This is a genomic window from Aminobacter sp. NyZ550 (assembly GCF_025628925.2).
GTDB lineage: Bacteria > Pseudomonadota > Alphaproteobacteria > Rhizobiales > Rhizobiaceae > Aminobacter > Aminobacter ciceronei.
The window spans coordinates 2,324,323-2,339,876 of record NZ_CP114190.1 but is presented as its reverse complement, the minus strand read 5'-3'; the positions used below and the strand labels follow the sequence as shown (position 1 = coordinate 2,339,876).

General features: G+C 63.5%; 19 protein-coding genes. 12 read left to right on the top strand and 7 right to left on the bottom strand.

Annotation, left to right across the window (positions count from 1 at the left end; genetic code table 11):
- Window positions 1-33: 33 nt before the first annotated feature.
- Complete coding sequence (locus tag N7E70_RS11540) at window positions 34-882, bottom strand: MetQ/NlpA family ABC transporter substrate-binding protein (RefSeq protein WP_263006416.1); 849 nt, start codon at window positions 880-882, stop codon at window positions 34-36.
- Window positions 883-1,276: 394 nt separating this feature from the next.
- On the opposite strand from N7E70_RS11540, the gene N7E70_RS11535 reads away from it, so the two are divergent.
- Window positions 1,277-2,281: a glycosyltransferase family 4 protein gene (locus N7E70_RS11535; protein WP_263006415.1), complete on the top strand. Its 1,005-nt coding sequence runs from the start codon at window positions 1,277-1,279 to the stop codon at window positions 2,279-2,281.
- A gap of 137 nt (window positions 2,282-2,418) precedes the next feature.
- Here the strand turns inward: N7E70_RS11535 and N7E70_RS11530 are convergent, their stop codons facing one another.
- The 3 genes from N7E70_RS11530 to N7E70_RS11520 form a co-directional block, all read right to left on the bottom strand.
- Complete coding sequence (locus tag N7E70_RS11530) at window positions 2,419-2,778, bottom strand: tRNA-binding protein (RefSeq protein WP_067959441.1); 360 nt, start codon at window positions 2,776-2,778, stop codon at window positions 2,419-2,421.
- A gap of 9 nt (window positions 2,779-2,787) precedes the next feature.
- The gene (locus tag N7E70_RS11525) at window positions 2,788-3,288 is read right to left on the bottom strand and encodes a YbjN domain-containing protein (protein ID WP_067959436.1); all 501 of its coding nucleotides are present in this window, start codon (window positions 3,286-3,288) and stop codon (window positions 2,788-2,790) included.
- Between the two features lie 316 nt (window positions 3,289-3,604).
- The gene (locus N7E70_RS11520; protein WP_067959433.1) at window positions 3,605-3,919 is read right to left on the bottom strand and encodes an accessory factor UbiK family protein; all 315 of its coding nucleotides are present in this window, start codon (window positions 3,917-3,919) and stop codon (window positions 3,605-3,607) included.
- Window positions 3,920-4,122: 203 nt separating this feature from the next.
- Here N7E70_RS11520 and lgt point away from each other — a divergent pair, with 203 nt between their 5' ends.
- The 6 genes from lgt to N7E70_RS11490 all read left to right on the top strand — a co-directional run bounded on the left by lgt (window position 4,123) and on the right by N7E70_RS11490 (window position 9,825).
- The gene (gene lgt / locus N7E70_RS11515; protein WP_154384765.1) at window positions 4,123-4,977 is read left to right on the top strand and encodes a prolipoprotein diacylglyceryl transferase; all 855 of its coding nucleotides are present in this window, start codon (window positions 4,123-4,125) and stop codon (window positions 4,975-4,977) included.
- Window positions 4,974-6,059: a class I SAM-dependent methyltransferase gene (locus N7E70_RS11510; protein ID WP_263006414.1), complete on the top strand. Its 1,086-nt coding sequence runs from the start codon at window positions 4,974-4,976 to the stop codon at window positions 6,057-6,059. Before lgt ends, N7E70_RS11510 begins: the two co-directional genes overlap by 4 nt.
- A gap of 105 nt (window positions 6,060-6,164) precedes the next feature.
- A complete protein-coding gene (pgeF, locus tag N7E70_RS11505) occupies window positions 6,165-6,956 on the top strand; it encodes a peptidoglycan editing factor PgeF (RefSeq protein WP_067959427.1) in 792 nt (263 codons plus the stop codon).
- A gap of 4 nt (window positions 6,957-6,960) precedes the next feature.
- Window positions 6,961-8,112, top strand: coding sequence for a M24 family metallopeptidase (locus N7E70_RS11500; RefSeq protein ID WP_067959425.1), 1,152 nt, complete (start codon window positions 6,961-6,963; stop codon window positions 8,110-8,112).
- A 43-nt stretch (window positions 8,113-8,155) separates the two neighbouring features.
- On the top strand, window positions 8,156-8,776 hold the full coding sequence (locus N7E70_RS11495) for a hypothetical protein (RefSeq protein ID WP_067959422.1): 621 nt from the start codon (window positions 8,156-8,158) through the stop codon (window positions 8,774-8,776).
- A gap of 113 nt (window positions 8,777-8,889) precedes the next feature.
- Window positions 8,890-9,825 carry a ribose-phosphate pyrophosphokinase gene (locus tag N7E70_RS11490; protein WP_067959419.1) on the top strand — a complete coding sequence of 312 codons (936 nt, stop codon included), beginning with the start codon at window positions 8,890-8,892 and terminating at the stop codon, window positions 9,823-9,825.
- Window positions 9,826-9,902: 77 nt separating this feature from the next.
- Here the strand turns inward: N7E70_RS11490 and chrA are convergent, their stop codons facing one another.
- The 3 genes from chrA to N7E70_RS11475 all read right to left on the bottom strand — a co-directional run bounded on the left by chrA (window position 9,903) and on the right by N7E70_RS11475 (window position 12,925).
- Window positions 9,903-11,234 carry a chromate efflux transporter gene (chrA, locus tag N7E70_RS11485; RefSeq protein WP_263006413.1) on the bottom strand — a complete coding sequence of 444 codons (1,332 nt, stop codon included), beginning with the start codon at window positions 11,232-11,234 and terminating at the stop codon, window positions 9,903-9,905.
- Window position 11,235: 1 nt separating this feature from the next.
- Entirely contained in the window at window positions 11,236-12,039 is an 804-nt protein-coding gene (locus N7E70_RS11480) for a chromate resistance protein ChrB domain-containing protein (protein ID WP_442866518.1), read from the bottom strand.
- A 121-nt stretch (window positions 12,040-12,160) separates the two neighbouring features.
- Entirely contained in the window at window positions 12,161-12,925 is a 765-nt protein-coding gene (locus tag N7E70_RS11475; protein WP_067959410.1) for a sulfite exporter TauE/SafE family protein, read from the bottom strand.
- Between the two features lie 269 nt (window positions 12,926-13,194).
- Here N7E70_RS11475 and N7E70_RS11470 point away from each other — a divergent pair, with 269 nt between their 5' ends.
- The 5 genes from N7E70_RS11470 to N7E70_RS11455 all read left to right on the top strand — a co-directional run bounded on the left by N7E70_RS11470 (window position 13,195) and on the right by N7E70_RS11455 (window position 15,542).
- Entirely contained in the window at window positions 13,195-13,806 is a 612-nt protein-coding gene (locus tag N7E70_RS11470) for a 50S ribosomal protein L25/general stress protein Ctc (protein WP_263006411.1), read from the top strand.
- 27 nt (window positions 13,807-13,833) lie between these two features.
- Window positions 13,834-14,571, top strand: coding sequence for an aminoacyl-tRNA hydrolase (pth, locus tag N7E70_RS11465; protein ID WP_263006410.1), 738 nt, complete (start codon window positions 13,834-13,836; stop codon window positions 14,569-14,571).
- A gap of 54 nt (window positions 14,572-14,625) precedes the next feature.
- A complete protein-coding gene (locus N7E70_RS11460; RefSeq protein ID WP_263006409.1) occupies window positions 14,626-15,048 on the top strand; it encodes a hypothetical protein in 423 nt (140 codons plus the stop codon).
- Between the two features lie 78 nt (window positions 15,049-15,126).
- A complete protein-coding gene (locus N7E70_RS30835; RefSeq protein ID WP_331461921.1) occupies window positions 15,127-15,333 on the top strand; it encodes a hypothetical protein in 207 nt (68 codons plus the stop codon).
- Entirely contained in the window at window positions 15,237-15,542 is a 306-nt protein-coding gene (locus N7E70_RS11455; RefSeq protein WP_331461950.1) for a hypothetical protein, read from the top strand. Before N7E70_RS30835 ends, N7E70_RS11455 begins: the two co-directional genes overlap by 97 nt.
- Window positions 15,543-15,554: the final 12 nt, after the last annotated feature.

The following is a 15,554-nucleotide window of genomic DNA, read 5'->3' as shown; positions in this document are numbered from 1 at the left end:
GCAGGCCGCCTCCATTGTAATCAGTCGTCAAGCTCAGTAGGCGGCGACGCCGGTGCCCTTGTAGACGCGGTCGAACTCGGCCTTGACGGTCGGGTTCTGATAGGCGGCGACAAGCTTCTTGACCCAGGCTTCGTTCTCGCTGCCGGTCTTGACGGCGATGAAGTTGCGGTACGGATTTTCTGCGACCGGCTCCTGGGCGATCCGGTGCTCGGGCGTCAGCCCGCTCTTCAGCGCCCAGTCGGTGTTGACCACCGCGGCGTCGAGATCCTCGACCGAACGGCCGACGATGCCGGCGTCGAGTTCCTTGATCTCGAACTTCTTCGGATTATCGACGACGTCGGCGACGGTTGCCAGGATGCCGATGCCGTCCTTGAGCTTGATCAGGCCGGCGTCGGCGAGCACACGCAGGGCACGGCCTTCGTTGGAGGGATCGTTGGGCACACCGATGATGGCGGCTTCCGGCAGCGTCTCGACCTTGGCGTGCTTCTTCGAATAGAGCCCGATCGGCCACAGGCCGGTGTAGCCGACTGGGGTAATATGGTAGCCCTGCGTCTTGATCTGGTTGTCGAGATAAGGCTGGTGCTGGAAGGCGTTGGCGTCGATCTCGCCGCGCTCCAGCGCCTCGTTTGGTTGGGTGTAGTCGTTGAACACGACGGTTTCGATGGCGAGGCCCTGCTTGGCGGCCTCGGCCTTCACCACGCGCCAGACATCCTCGTCCTCGCCTGAGATGATGCCGACCTTGATCGCGGTCTTATCCTCGGCGAGCGCCTGTTGCGGAACGGTGAAGCTGATGACGGTGACGACGGAGGCGAGCAGCGCGGCAAATGCCGTGCGGCGGCTGATCGTGTTGCGGTTGGAAAGGGACTTGGTGATCTCGGTCATTTCGAATTCTCACTGAGAGCCGTTGGGAGGATGGCTCGCCCCGCTCAATGCGAAGCTTGGCCATATCCTCGGCAAACGCCCCTCTCCAGGCAAAGGATCGGATTTCACGCCGAGCCCCGCCCCGGGAAAAATCGTCACAAAGAAAATACCGGTTCGGGCAGAACCGACCTCGCCCGCGCATGACCCGAGAATCCGAGTCGATTTTCGGGTCATGCATCACTTCAAATCGGTACAGCGTCCTGCGGGCATCCGAGTGGACGCGCGGCGCTGCAGCCGTTGCGAACAAAGCCGTCGTCATTCCAGCGTCATGCAATGCTGCTCAAAGGCGCCTCGCAACGAATGGAGGACCGCTGATTCCCGGCAGGCCGGGACGCGGACAACGGGGAAGACGCCCTTGCGCATCCTGATGGTCACCGACGCATGGCGTCCGCAGATCAATGGCGTCGTCCACACGCTCGAACGACTGGCCGAAACCCTGACCGCCTTCGGTGCCGAGGCCGACTTCCTGACACCCAACATCTTCCGCACCTTGCCGATGCCGACCTATCCCGACATAAGGCTGGCGCTGACCACGCCCGGCAACGTGGCGCGGATCATCGAGCAACGGCGACCCGACCACATCCATCTGGTGACCGAAGGCCCGCTCGGCATGATGGCGCGGCGCTATTGCCTCGCCAGCAAGCGCCCCTTCACCACAAGCTACCACACCCGCTTTCCCGAATATGTAAGCGCCCGTCTGCCGCTGCCGGAGAGCTGGACCTACGGCCTGCTGCGCAATTTCCACAACTCCGGCCAGGGCTGCATGGTCGCAACGCAGTCGCTCGCCGACGACCTGGCATCGCGGGGCTTCGAAAAACTCCGACCATGGACGCGCGGCGTCGACATCAACCACTTCCATCCCGACAAGAAGGTCGAGATGGACCTGCCGCGGCCGATCTTCCTGTGCGTCGGCCGCATCGCGGTGGAGAAGAACCTGCCAGCCTTCCTCGACCTCGACCTGCCCGGCACCAAGGTGCTTGTCGGCGACGGGCCAGAACTCGAAAGGCTGAAGGCAAAATATCCTGAGGCGCATTTCCTCGGGCGCCGCCCGAGCGACGAACTGGCCGAGATCTACGCCTCATCAGACGTTTTCGTCTTCCCGAGCCGCACCGACACCTTCGGCAATGTCATCATCGAGGCGCTGGCCAGCGGCACGCCTGTTGCCGCCTATCCGGTGACTGGGCCGATCGACATCGTCGGCGACGGCATCGGAGGCGTTGTTTCGGAAGACCTGCGCGAGGCAGCACTGGGCGCACTCAAGGTCGACCGCACCGAGGCCCGCGAACGGGCCATGCGCTACACCTGGAATGCCTGCGCCGAAATGTTCCTGGACAATGTGAAGGCGGCTTACGCCGCGTGATGCCCAGCGCATCCGCGATTCAGGTCAGGCCGAGTCGAAAATGGTGGGTTCCGAGAACCGGAACGGACCCTACATTTGGGTACGTGAGTACCGGAAACGCAGGGAGCCGCCATTTGCAGGCCGGCCTCACCTGAATCCTAGAACAGGCGGCCGCCGTCCGGCACCTTGCGCTCTATGGCGCCGAGCACGACGTCGCCGTCCTCGTCGGGGAAGCCAAGGGTGAGCACTTCCGACATGAACGGGCCGATCTGGCGCGGCGGGAAGTTGACGACGGCGAACACCTGCCGACCCAGCAGCGTCTCGGGCGTATAATATTTGGTGATCTGCGCCGACGATTTCTTGACGCCGATATCGGTGCCAAAATCGATCTTCAGCTTGAACGCCGGCTTGCGCGCTTCCGGGAACGGCTCGACCTCGACGATCGTGCCGGTGCGTATGTCGACCTTGTCGAAATCGGCAAAGCTGATCTCCGCTTTCGGCGCCTTGTGCGAACTCATCCGACAGTCTCAGGCGTTGCCGTGCGTCTCGAACAGCACGCTGGCCAGTGCGTCCTTGGCCGAGGTGCCCGACCAGACGACGAACTGGAAAGCCTGGAAATAGCATTCGCAGGCTTCAAGCGCCGATGACAGTAGCACTTCGACCTGCTGGCTGGTCGGCTCGACGCCGCCGGCGAGCAGCAGCGACTGGCGGAACATGATCGCGCCTTCGGTTTCCCAAAGATCGAAATGCCCGAACAGCATCTGCTCGTTGATCAGCGACAAGAGCCTGAGAATCTCAAGCGTACGGCTTTCCGGCACCTTGACATCGAAGGCGCATGCTAGGTGCAGGGCCTCGAAGTCTTCCATCCAGGAAAACGACACCTGGTACTCGGTCCAGTTGCCGACAACCGAAATCGAGATCTCGTCGTCGCCGGCACGTTCGAACGCCCAGTCGTTGTTATGAGCCACCTGCTCGATGACATCCACCGGATGGATTTCGCGGGAGAACTCGAGTTCGAGAAGTTCCATAAATGCTTCCTGTCGTTCCGGGCGCGTCATCGCGCTCCGCGCGGGGGACACACACGACGAACTTATTCTTGAACTCGGACGACCAGCGCTGCCGGACTCAATACCCCCCAGCCGGACCGCGCCATCCGGTGCACGACGGTGTTTCGAATCGTGCAGTAAATTCAGTGTATTGATCGTGACTCTCGTGAACAGCCCAATTTTTCGCAACGTCCCATTCGGATGTGGAAACAGGCTGCGGCGCAGATTCACAAAGCGCCGGTAAGCGATTCACGACAAAGCACTTTTTCGGATGGCGCTTTGTGGAAAAGTTAACGAATTATTTCTTTGTACGGGGCTTTGGCGAGGCCGCCGGTGAGGCCGTGTCGGCATCTTCACCGGCGCGGCCGGCGAGTTGAGCCTCGAGTGCCTCGATGCGGGCAACCAGCGCCTTGTTTTCGGCACGAGCCTTGATCGCCATGTCGCGAACCGCCTCGAACTCCTCGCGCTGGACCAGTTCGAGCGAATTCATCGCGCGCTCGGCCTGCGAACGGAACGCGGTTTCGACCTCGCGCCTGACGCCCTGGGCGGCACCCGCGGCATCGGTCATCAGCTTGGCGAATTCATCCAGAATGCGGTTCGGTCCGGTCGTCATGGCTAACCCTCGCGTTGTCCATTCGACGTAGTGGGGCAAGCCCCGGAATGCAAGGATATCGTGGCCCCGACAGGGTGCCAAATGCTGCGGCAAAGATGCCCGCCTGCTCGCAATGACTTCTCGGTTACTGCGGGGTTGCCTGCCTTGACCGTGCCAAAAGCCTGCCGCATGGTCCGCCGCGATTGCCTGCCCTGGAGACTGACTTGAGCGAATACCTTGCCTTGCCGCTGGCTGCCCTGCCCTTTCCGAACATCGATCCCGTCATCGTGCAACTCGGACCGCTGGCCATTCACTGGTACGGGCTGGGCTACATCGTCGGCATCCTGTTTGCCTGGTGGTACGGCAAGCGGCTGGTGACCAACACCCGTCTGTGGCCGAACGGCGTGCTGCCGATGAAGCCCGAGGCCCTCGACGATTTCCTGGTCTGGGCAGCGGCTGGCGTCGTGCTTGGTGGCCGCATCGGCTACATCCTGTTTTACGACCTCGCCCGCTACATCTCCAATCCGCTCGACATCTTCGCGGTCTGGCAGGGCGGCATGTCGTTTCATGGCGGCCTGCTCGGCGTCACCCTTGCCATGGTGCTGTTCGCCCGCAAGCACGGCATCCTCGTCTGGTCGCTGATCGACGTCGTTGCCGCCGGCGTGCCGGTCGGCCTCGGCCTGGTGCGCCTCGCCAACTTCATCAATTCGGAGCTATGGGGCCGGGTGACCGACGTGCCATGGGCGATCGAGTTTCCCACCGGCGGACCTTTCCTGCGTCACCCGAGCCAGATCTACGAGGCCCTGCTCGAAGGCCTGGTCCTGTTCCTCGTGCTGCGTTTCCTGACTCATTCCAGGCTCAAACTGAAGACGCCGCGTTTCATCGCCGGCGCCTTCGTCTGCGGCTATGGCCTGTCGCGCATATTCGTCGAGTTCTTCCGTGAGCCCGACCAGCAGATCGGCTATCTCCTCGGCGGCTGGCTGACCATGGGCATGGTGCTGTCGGTGCCGATGGTGCTGATCGGCCTGTGGGCGATGCTGTCGGCCAAGCCGGTCACGCAGATCGCCAGGCCGGCATGACTGCGCTCAGGACGCGCATCGCAGGCCTGATCGCGGCATCGGGCCCGATCAGCGTCGCCGACTACATGGCGCTGTGCCTGTTCGATCCAACTGACGGCTATTACACGACGCGCGAGCCGTTCGGTGTCGAGGGCGATTTCACTACGGCGCCCGAGGTCAGCCAGATGTTCGGCGAACTCGTCGCCGTCTGGCTTTATGCCGCCTGGCAGGCGGCAGGGTCTCCAACCGGCGCGACGTTGGCCGAGATCGGCCCTGGGCGCGGCACGCTGATGAAGGACGTGCTCAGGGTTCTGCAAAAACTCGACGGCGCTTTCGTCGCCGGCGCCTCCATCGCCCTGGTTGAGACGAGCCCGAAGCTGCGAGGGGTGCAGAAACAGACGCTCGCCAGCAGCGGCATCCGGATCGACTGGCACGACACGGTGTCGACGCTGCCAACTGCGCCACTGTTCATCGTCGGCAACGAACTGTTCGACGCCATCCCGACCCGCCAGTTCGTCAGGATCGGTGCCGCTTGGCACGAGCGCGCCGTTGGCCTCGAGGAAACAGGCGAGCTTGGCTTCGTTGCCGGCCCGGCAACGATCGAGACGGCGCTGCTGCCGGTTGCCGCCGCGACCGCGCCAGAGGGTGCGATCTTCGAATTCGCCCCGGCGCGCACCGGCACGATGGAGCAGATCGCCACCCATCTCGCCACCTTTGGCGGCGCCGGCCTTTTCTTCGACTACGGCCATGTCGAACCAGGCATCGGCGACACGCTGCAGGCGCTGCGCAAGCACCACTATGACGACGCGCTCGCAAATCCCGGCGAGGCTGACCTCACCTCGCATGTCGACTTCGCTGCCCTTGCTTTGGCAGCCCGGGCACATGGGCTTGATGCGCATCTGGCAACCCAGGGCGCGTTCCTGCTCGCCATGGGGCTGCTCGAACGCGCCGGCAAGCTCGGTGCCGATGCGGACGCCGCCGGGCGTGAAAAGATCCGCGGCGAGGTCGAGCGGCTGGCCGGCCCCGATGCCATGGGAACACTGTTCAAGGTGCTTGCGGTTGTTCCGCGTGGCACAAGAATTCCCTTCCCCGCCGTCAGTTGACAGCACGCTTGCGCCTGCCCCACTGTCCGGCCTCGATATGGCGAGGCGACCTGTGGCGGCTGGCCCGGCCTTGACGAAATCGCTGACGAGGATGACAAGGCGGCAATGCTGAACGACTCGAAACCGGATCCGATCCGGTCCAACTTGCTCGCCAGCGCGGAGGCCAATGGCATCCGCCACGGTTACTTCACCCGCACCGGCGGGGTCTCCGAAGGCATCTATCAGGGCCTCAACATCGGCGTCGGCTCCGACGACGACCAGACGCGCGTGGCCGAGAATCGCCGCCGCGTCGCCAGTTGGATGGGTGTGCCGGCCGACCACCTGCTCAGCCTCTACCAGGTCCATTCGCCCGACGTCGTCGTCGCCACCGGCCCCTTTGCCGACGGCCGCCCCAAGGCCGACGCGCTGGTGACCGACAGGCCCGGCATCGCGCTAGGTGCCTCTTCGGCCGATTGCGGCCCAGTCCTGTTTGCCGACCCGCAAGCGCGCATCATCGGTGCTGCCCATGCCGGCTGGAAAGGCGCCTTTACGGGCGTGCTCGAAAACACCGTTGCCGCGATGGAGGGCCTCGGCGCCAGGCGCGAGCGCATCCTCGCCGTGCTCGGCCCGTCGATCAGCGCCGCCAATTACGAGGTCGGCCCCGAATTCGTCGCCCGCTTCGTCGAAGGCGACGCCGACAATGCCAGGTACTTCACACCGTCGGAGAATGCCGGCCACCACATGTTCGACCTCAACCTCTACACGGTCGACCGGCTGCGCAAGGCCGGCGTTCAGGCGGAAGCTCTGAACCGCTGCACCTATGCGGAAGAAGAGCTGTTCTATTCCTACCGGCGCACCACGCACCGCAAGGAAGCTGATTACGGGCGGCAGATTTCGGCAATTGCATTGGAGGACTGACAGCATGGCGCTGCATTTCGAACGAACCGAATTCGACGCCCGGCGCGACCGGCTGATGATCGAGATGGCCGAAAAGAAGCTCGATGCCGTTGTCCTGTTCGCGCAGGAAAGCATGTATTGGCTGACCGGTTACGACACGTTCGGCTTCTGCTTCTTCCAGTCGCTGGTGGTGATGGCCGACGGCTCGATGACGCTGTTGACCCGTTCGGCCGACCTGCGCCAGGCACGCCACACCTCGATCATTGAAAACATCGTGCTGTGGACCGACCGCGACAATGCGAATCCGACGCTCGACCTGCGCAACCTGCTCAACGATCTCGGCCTGCTCGGAGCGCGTGTCGGCGTCGAATACGACACCCATGGCCTGACCGCGTTCAACGGCCGCCGCCTCGACGAGCAGTTGCAGACCTTCGGCCAGATCGTCGATGCGTCCGGCATCGTCGGGCGTTTGCGCCTGTTCAAGAGCCCGGCTGAAATCGAAAAGGCGGAAAAAGCGGCGAGCCTCGCCGACGATGCGCTCGACGCGGCCCTGCCGCTGATCAAGCAGGGCGGTGACGAAGCCAGGATCCTGGCCGCCATGCAGGGCGCGATCTTCACCGGCGGCGGCGACTATCCCGCCAACGAGTTCATCATCGGCTCCGGCGCGGATGCCCTGCTCTGCCGCTACAAGTCCGGCCGCCGCAAGCTCAACAAGAACGACCAGCTGACGCTGGAATGGGCCGGCGTGTTCAACCACTACCATGCGCCGATGATGCGCACGGTGCTGACCGGCAAGGCCTCCAGGCGCCACCAGGAGCTCTACGACGCCTCGCTGGCCGCCCTGCTGGCGGTTGAAAAGGCGATGACGCCGGGCAACACCTTCGGCGACGTCTTCGACGCGCATGCTCGCACGCTGGAAGCACATGACCTGACCAAGCATCGGCTCAATGCTTGCGGTTACTCGGTCGGCGCCCGCTTTACCCCGTCCTGGATGGACATGCCGATGTTCTACCAGGGCAATCCCGAACCGATTGCCCCCAACATGACTTTGTTCGCCCACATGATCATCATGGATTCGGAAACCGAGACCGCGATGACGTTGGGTCGTACCTATCTGACCACTGAATCCGCACCCAAGCCGCTGTCCCGCCATGATCTCGACTTGATCGTACGATGATTGCGCAGAGCGCTGAGGGGCGTTTGCCAGGGAGTTCGGGCAAATGAGACGTTGGATTTTTGCGGCAGCCTGCCTGTCCGCCTCTGCCGCACTGTCCGCTTGCAACAGCGCCAAGGACGTCCTTGAACCGTCTGCCGTGGCCCCCACCGAGCAGTCGACGGCACTTGCCCGGACTGAAGGCACCGATGTCGCAGCACCCGCCGTGACGGGCGCGGCAACCGCCGCCGCAGCAGCGGGTCCTGCATCGACGGCTGCAGCGGCCGCTCCGGCACAGACCGCCGCCATCGTCGGCAAAGCGCGCGTGCAGTTCGCCCCGATCGTCGGCGCGACGGTCGAAGCGGCGACGCCGCTGACCCAGCGCCTCGGCATCAGGGCCCGCGAACGCGGCATCACGCTCGCCGGCAGCACCGACACCACGCCGCCCGGCATCATCATGCGCGGCTATTTCTCGGCAATGACCGAGGGCAAGGACACGACGGTCGTCTATGTCTGGGACGTCTACGACCCCGCCGGCACCCGGCTGCACCGCATCAACGGCCAGCAGACCGCGCCGTCGACCGGCAGCGGTGAAGGATGGCCAACGGTAGCGCCCGCGACCATGCAGACCATCGCCGACAACACCATCGATCAGTTGGCCCAGTGGCTGGCGGCAAAACCCGGCTAAGCTGCGGCATTCCGTTCCGGTATGTCGCTTTTTTGGGAATCAATGGCGACTCCGCTTGCAATACGAGCCAAGGCCGCTAAAAGCCCGCTCATATTCACTTCCAGGATCGGCGTATGAAACTCTTCGCGGGCAATTCCAACCGGGTGCTAGCAGAAGCTGTCGCTCGCTATCTCAACATTCCCCTGGGCAAGGCCAGCGTCAGGCGCTTCGCCGACCAGGAAATCTTCGTCGAAATTCAAGAGAACGTGCGCGGCGAGGATGTCTTCATCCTGCAGTCGACCGCCTTCCCGACCAACGATCACCTGATGGAACTGCTCATCATGATCGATGCCTTCATGCGCTCGTCGGCACGGCGCATCACGGCCGTCATCCCCTATTTCGGCTATGCACGGCAGGATCGCCGCGCCTCCGGCCGCACGCCGATCTCGGCCAAGCTCGTCGCCAACATGATTGCGCGTGCCGGCGCCAACCGCGTGCTGACGCTCGACCTGCATGCCGGCCAGATCCAGGGCTTCTTCGACATCCCGACCGACAATTTGTTCTCGGTTCCGGTGATGGCCCGCGACGTCAAGGCCAAGTACAAGCAGCTGGGCAACGTCACGGTGGTTTCGCCTGATGTCGGCGGCGTGGTGCGTGCACGTGCGCTGGCCAAGCGCATCGACGCCCAGCTTGCCATCGTCGACAAACGCCGTGAGCGCCCCGGTGAATCCGAAGTGATGAACGTCATCGGCGAAGTGCACGGCAAGGATTGCCTGCTGATCGACGACATCGTCGATTCCGGCGGCACGCTGTGCAACGCGGCCGACGCGCTGCTCGCCAAGGGCGCCACCTCGGTCACCGCCTACATCACCCACGGCGTGCTCTCGGGCGGTGCCGCTGCCCGCATCGCCGGCTCGCAGTTGCAGGAACTGGTTATTACCGACTCGATCCAGCCCACCCAGGCTGTTATGGACGCACACAACATTCGCGTCGTCTCGATCGGCGACCTGATCGGCGAAGCGATTTCGCGCACGGCGACCGAAGAATCGGTGTCGAGCCTGTTCGACTGATTCTTTGCCGCAAGCAGACATTTCAAAGCCCCGCCCGGCATGCCGAGGCGGGGCTTTTTCGTCCCGGCAGCACTGTTTCAGAACATCCGCCAGGCCATGCCGGCGAGCGCCGCGACGGCGAGTACGGCGATCATGTTGGCCTTGAAGCGGATCAGCGCCACGCCGGCGGCGACCGCAATGACCGCTGCAACCGCGTCGAAGCTGCCGATTTCAGGTGCCGGCAGCACGAACGGCCCCCAACCCACCTCGTCGACGTTACCGAACAGGACGTGGAGCCCAAACCACACGGCGAGATTGGCGATGATACCGACCACTGCCGCCGTCACCGCCGACAGCGCGCTCGCCAACCAGCGCACATGGCGCACCGTCTCGACATAGGGCGCGCCGACGAAGACCCACAGGAAACACGGCACGAAGGTGAACCACAGCGTCACCAACGCCCCGCCAATGCCACCGGCCAAGGGCGCCAGTGCCGCAAGCCGAGCGCCGCCGAGGAAGCCGACGAAGACCAGCACCAGGATCAACGGCCCCGGCGTCGTCTCGGCAAGGCCGAGGCCGGTCAGCATCTCGTCGGGCTTCAGCCAGCCATGCACCTCGACCGCCTGCTGGGCGACATAGGCAAGCACGGCATAGGCACCGCCAAAGGTCACCGCTGCCATCTTGGAGAAGAAGGTCGCTTCCGCCGTGTAGACATGGGCCGGACCGAGCGCCTGCCACAGGATGATCAGCGGCACGAACCAGATTGCCAGCCAGACGGCGAGCGTGGAGAAGAGCCGCCGCGCGCTGGGCCTTGTCCATTCCGGCATGGCGTAGGCGACGTCATCTTCGTCAGCCGCCTCGGCGCCGCTCTGTTGCAGCCCGGCGAGGTGCAGCACCGCGCCGATTGCCGCCGCCGCGACGACGATCAGCGGAAATGGCAGCTTGAGGAAGGCAATGGCAATGAAGGCCACAATCGCCAGTGCGACCATCGCGCCACCCTTCAGCGCCCGCCTTGACACCTTGATCAACGCCTCGAGCACGACGGCAAGCACTGCCGCCTTGAGCCCGAACAGCAGCCCTTGCACCAGCGCGACATGGCCGACGGTGAGGTAGATCGCCGACAATGCGGTGATGACCAAGGCACCGGGCAGCACGAACAATAGTCCGGCCACCAGACCGCCCCTGATGCCGTGCAGCAGCCAGCCGCAGTAGGTCGCAAGCTGCATCGCCTCGGGTCCGGGCAGCAGCATGCAATAGTTGAGCGCATGCAGGAAACGCGGCTCGTCGAGCCAGCGTTTCTCGTCGACGAGGATCCTGTGCATCAGCGCGATCTGGCCGGCCGGCCCACCGAACGACAAAAGCCCGATCCTGGCGAAGGTCCTCGTCGCCTCTCCGAAGGAAGGGTTGGGGCTTGGCAGCGTGGCATCCATGTCAAACCGCCTTCGCTGGCCAGTTGTGGGTTTCCTGGGTGGCGTAACGGCACCAGCCATAGAGCGCATCATAGAGCGTCATGCCTCTTTCGAGCTGGGCATGATCGTCGCCTTCGATGGCCGACAGGCCGAGCGACATGGCGAGAAGTCCTGCAGCCTCGGGCTCCATGTCAAGCCGCGCCGTATCCGCAGCCCTGACGATGCGGGCGAGATGCAGCAGCGGTGGATCCGACAGGCCGAATTCCGCTATGAGTGTGTCGAAGCTGCAGTCGTCGCCACGGTGCGAATAATGCACGTCCTTGATGTCGAAGGGGATGGCGCCGGTCTCGTCGGCGACGTCCTTGACCCATTCGGCCGAGACGAAGTGGAAAATGGCCAGCGGGTCGATGAAGCGCCTGATCAGCCATGGACAGGCGATGCGGTCGATCTTCGGCCGGGCCCGCGTCACCCATTCGCTGGGCCATGGCAGCCCCGGCTCGAGGCCTGGTGCCTCGCGCGCCACGACAGGCCCGCCAGCCGCAAGCCAGGCGTCGATGCCACCTTCCAGCATCAGCGCATCCGCACCGGCGGCGAGCAGCTTGGTCAGCCCGATCTCGCTGACATTGTGGCCATGCGCACAATAGACGACGATGCTCCTCCCCGCCGGAAACTGCGGCAGCCATTCCCCTACCTTCATGTGGTCGCGCCACAACGCACCGGCGATCCGCGTCGGCGCGGCAGCAAACGCGGCGCGGCGACGCACGTCGACGATCAAAGGACACTTCTCGGTACCGATGAGATGGATTAGTTCTATTGCTGAGATCATTCCGGGCATGGTCTTTCCTCCGCACAACATCGCGAAGGCGGAGCTTGGGCCCTTCGGCCTCACGGGGAGTCCACCATGCCCCCGATATGTGAAGTCTATTTGAAAGCGTCGACAGGTTCAATCATCTCAGCACGCCGTCGAGTGCCGGCAGGCCGATGATCGCGGCGGTGGCGATCAGGCCGTAGCAGATGCGCCGGAAGGTTGCCTCGTTGGCGCGACTGAACAGGCGCGAGCCGATATAGAGGCCGATTGCGAAGGTCGGCCCGATGGTCAGCGACAGCCCAACCGTCTCCCAGGTCAGCAGGCCGGCAATAAGGTAGCTGGTGATCGACAGCACACTCGATATGGCGAAATAGAGCACGATGTTGGCCCGCACCGTCAGCGGCGGGATGGCGCCGCCGAGCCAGTAGGCGACGACGGGTGGCCCGCCGACCTGGGCAGCGCCCGAAAACACCCCCGAGGTCATGCCGACCGCCGCCGTCAGGCTGGCATGCGGGCGGCCGTGATAGCGCCAGCCCGACATCAGGAGCGCCAGCAGCCCGGCAACGATGGCGACGATCGCCCAGCGGATCATGACGCCGTCGACATGGGTGAGCAGGTAAGTGCCGCTGGGCACGCCAATCATCGCCCCCAGCGCCATAACCCCGACATTGCCGCGGTCAGCGCTGCGCCACGCCTTGGGGATCAGCCCCGGCGTCAGCACCAGGTCGACGATCAAGAGCAACGGCACGGCAAGCTTGGCGCCAATCAGCGCGCTTGCCACCGGCACGAAGATCAGCGCCCCGCCAAAACCCGAGAAGCCGCGCGCGCAACCGGCAACGAAGGCGGCAATGACCAGCACCACGATGGTACCAGTCGAAAGCTGGAGCGGGAGAATTTCGTACATGATGAACGTGTCGGCTTAGTTACTTGAGCTCGGCCTGATACAGGCTTGGCAGCATAAGTGCGAGCAGCCACAGCGGCGCCAACAGCGAGCCAGCCCCAAAACCGGTGCGGCGGTTGCACTTTTTGCCGCCTTCCGATATAGAGCCGCCACCCGCGTAGACACCCTTGGAGGCAACGCGGCGGAAGGCCGCCTCACCCGGCGGCTTTCGACGTTTACGGATCAGGCTTCATGCCCGCCGTAGGCGCTCCATACAACCGAAAGGAAATGCCATGAGCGAAACATACGAGCTCAAGGCCGAAGCACGCGAACTGGTCGGTAAGGGGTCCGCCCGTGAAGTTCGTCGCAACGGCAAAGTGCCTGCAGTCATTTACGGCGACAAGCAGCCTCCCCTGGCCATCGCCCTGTCCTACAAGGACATCTTCTACAAGATCCATGGCGGCGGCTTCCTGACCACCGTGGCGACGATCGACGTCGACGGCAAGAAGATCAAGGTCCTGCCGAAGGACTACCAGCTTGATCCGGTCCGCGATTTCCCGATGCATGTCGACTTCCTGCGCGTTGGCGCAAACACCGAAGTCAACGTCCAGGTTCCGGTTCACTTCATCAATGAAGAGAAGTCGCCCGGCATCAAGCGCGGCGGCACGCTGAACATCGTCCGTCACGAGGTCGAGTTCCACTGCCCGGCCAACGCGATCCCCGAGTTCATCACCGTCGACCTCGAGGGCACCGACATCGGCGATTCGATCCACATCTCGGCCGTCAAGCTGCCGAAGGGCGTGAAGCCCGTCATCTCCGACCGCGATTTCACCATCGCAACGATCGCCGGCACCTCGGCATCGAAGTCGGAAGAAGGCGCAACCGAGGCTGCCTCCGAGGCATAATCGGCGCATACCCGGAGAACCCGACACATGCTGCTCTTTGCAGGTCTCGGCAATCCGGGTACGCAATACCAGAACAACCGGCACAATGTCGGCTTCATGGCGGCGGACGCAATTGCCCGCCGCCATTCGTTTTCGCCCTGGACAAAGAAGTTCAAGGGCCTGGTCGCCGAGGGCAACATTGCCGGCGAGAAGATCGTCCTGATCAAGCCTCAGACTTTCATGAACCTGTCCGGCCAGTCGGTCGGCGAGGCCATGCGTTTCTACAAGCTCGCCCCTGCCGAACTCACTGTCTTTTATGACGAGCTCGACCTCGTTGCCGGCAAGGTGAGGGTCAAGGTTGGCGGCGGCGCCGGCGGCCACAACGGCATCCGCTCCATCGACCAGCACATCGCCAGGGACTACCGTCGCGTCCGCATCGGCATCGGCCATCCCGGCGTCAAGGAGATGGTCCACGGCCACGTGCTCGGCGACTTCGCCAAGGCCGACAAGGAGTGGCTCGACGTTCTTCTCGACCTCCTTGCCGACAGCGCCGAACTTTTGACCAAGGGCGACGACAACGGCTTCATGAACAAGGTCACCGTCGGGCTGCGCGACAAGCTTCAGCCGACTGGTGCCAGCGACGCGCCGCCGCCGAAGGCCGCCAAACCACAGGCGCCGAAGGCCCAGAGCCACATACGCCAGGCCCGTCCGAACCAGCCTGCCGTCAAGGTGCCGGAGACCGGGCCGATGGCAGCCATGCTGAAGAAGCTGCTCGGCAAGGAATAGACTGCACCTCCAGCGAGCGTTAGACTTGATGGTCGTCGCCATCGAGAAACGCCCGTGGGATATGATGTGGGAATTTATGCCGGCTCGCTCAGCGCGGACGATTCGACCGCCTGGGACGAATTCGAAACTTACCTCGATTCACTCGATGCAGATGGGGGCGATTGGCTTTCGGATCCCACTCCGCCTGAACCAGGCTCCAAAATGCATACGCTGTATCTGAAACTGATAGAGCGATTCCCATGTCGGACTACGCTGCCAGAACAGGAGCAAGAAATAGCATTTTCTCCTTGGCGATCTGAGGTTTGGGCGATGTTCGGCAGAAATCACGCCTGGCTCGATATGAATTTTTCCAGCGGCCCCGAGGTTATGCCTCACATGGTGGAGTTGGCATCTGAACTTGGACTTACCATTCTTGAATTTCCCGCTGGCCACATCCATCGCCCGGGTGCCGGCGGCACGTACGGGATCGCCAACTAAAGCAAAGCAACTTTTCGAGCTACGCTCTGAATTAGGAAGCCCGCCGATCACGGCGAAGCTGGAGCTCCTTGGCAAGGAATGGCGCCACGCGTCAAGGTTGGCGGCGGCGCCGGCGGCCACAACGGCGTGCGCTCCATCGACCAGCACATCGCCAGGGATTATCGCCGCGTCCGCATGGCATCGGCCAGATGGTGCACGGCCATGTGCTCAGCGACTTCGCCAAGTCCGACAAGGAATGGCTGGAGGTATTGCTCGACCTCATGGCAGACAGCGCCGACCTTTTGACCAAGGGCGACGACAACGGCTTCATGAACAAGGTGACGGTGGGCCTGCGCGACAAGCTGCAGCCGACAAGTGCTGATGACACCCCGCCGCCGAAGACGCCCAGGCCGCATGCGCCGAAGGCCCAGAGCCACATCCGCCAGGCCCGACCGAACCACCGGATTCGCCCGGCCAGTGAAAGTCCCCTGACACAAGACGACCAGCCGCAATGATAGAACCCATCC

Excerpts from the sequence above, each read along its gene's own strand:
- N7E70_RS11455 (WP_331461950.1), top strand. The coding sequence starts at position 15,237 with ATGGTGCACGGCCATGTGCTCAGCGACTTCGCCAAGTCCGACAAGGAA.
- N7E70_RS11470 (WP_263006411.1), top strand. The coding sequence starts at position 13,195 with ATGAGCGAAACATACGAGCTCAAGGCCGAAGCACGCGAACTGGTCGGT.
- N7E70_RS11490 (WP_067959419.1), top strand. The coding sequence starts at position 8,890 with ATGAAACTCTTCGCGGGCAATTCCAACCGGGTGCTAGCAGAAGCTGTC.
- N7E70_RS11475 (WP_067959410.1), bottom strand. The coding sequence starts at position 12,925 with ATGTACGAAATTCTCCCGCTCCAGCTTTCGACTGGTACCATCGTGGTG.
- N7E70_RS11525 (WP_067959436.1), bottom strand. The coding sequence starts at position 3,288 with ATGGAACTTCTCGAACTCGAGTTCTCCCGCGAAATCCATCCGGTGGAT.
- N7E70_RS30835 (WP_331461921.1), top strand. The coding sequence starts at position 15,127 with ATGGCGCCACGCGTCAAGGTTGGCGGCGGCGCCGGCGGCCACAACGGC.
- N7E70_RS11495 (WP_067959422.1), top strand. The coding sequence starts at position 8,156 with ATGAGACGTTGGATTTTTGCGGCAGCCTGCCTGTCCGCCTCTGCCGCA.
- N7E70_RS11500 (WP_067959425.1), top strand. The coding sequence starts at position 6,961 with ATGGCGCTGCATTTCGAACGAACCGAATTCGACGCCCGGCGCGACCGG.
- pgeF (WP_067959427.1), top strand. The coding sequence starts at position 6,165 with ATGCTGAACGACTCGAAACCGGATCCGATCCGGTCCAACTTGCTCGCC.
- N7E70_RS11510 (WP_263006414.1), top strand. The coding sequence starts at position 4,974 with ATGACTGCGCTCAGGACGCGCATCGCAGGCCTGATCGCGGCATCGGGC.
- pth (WP_263006410.1), top strand. The coding sequence starts at position 13,834 with ATGCTGCTCTTTGCAGGTCTCGGCAATCCGGGTACGCAATACCAGAAC.
- N7E70_RS11480 (WP_442866518.1), bottom strand. The coding sequence starts at position 12,039 with ATGATCTCAGCAATAGAACTAATCCATCTCATCGGTACCGAGAAGTGT.
- N7E70_RS11520 (WP_067959433.1), bottom strand. The coding sequence starts at position 3,919 with ATGACGACCGGACCGAACCGCATTCTGGATGAATTCGCCAAGCTGATG.
- chrA (WP_263006413.1), bottom strand. The coding sequence starts at position 11,234 with ATGGATGCCACGCTGCCAAGCCCCAACCCTTCCTTCGGAGAGGCGACG.
- N7E70_RS11540 (WP_263006416.1), bottom strand. The coding sequence starts at position 882 with ATGACCGAGATCACCAAGTCCCTTTCCAACCGCAACACGATCAGCCGC.
- N7E70_RS11530 (WP_067959441.1), bottom strand. The coding sequence starts at position 2,778 with ATGAGTTCGCACAAGGCGCCGAAAGCGGAGATCAGCTTTGCCGATTTC.